Source organism: Furfurilactobacillus entadae (genome assembly GCF_045862745.1).
GTDB classification, from domain to species: Bacteria; Bacillota; Bacilli; order Lactobacillales; family Lactobacillaceae; genus Furfurilactobacillus; species Furfurilactobacillus entadae.
In genome coordinates this window covers 2,103-2,331 of record NZ_BQXN01000045.1, presented here as the reverse complement: position 1 = coordinate 2,331, position 229 = coordinate 2,103, and the positions used below count along the sequence as shown (strand labels likewise).

The window sequence follows — 229 nt, the reverse complement described above, 5'->3', positions numbered from 1 at the left end:
GTATGACTGGTCGCCAGTGGCCCGCTATTACGCCCTATGGGGTGCTCAATATGCTTCTTCTGCCCCACAATATGGGTTCATTGCTGATCCATGGACGGATGACAACGCATGGGGAGCTTGGGGAGTGCCCACGATTTTTCAGTACAGCTCAACCGGGCGTTTATCAGGCTGGAATGGCAGCCTTGATTTAAGCCTGGCTTATCTTGATGGTGACGGCTGGGACAAGTTC

General features: G+C 53.3%; 1 pseudogene. It reads left to right on the top strand.

The annotated features are described in order from the left end of the window. A pseudogene (locus tag ACKTR5_RS11825) lies at positions 1-229 on the top strand (hypothetical protein); the annotation flags it as partial.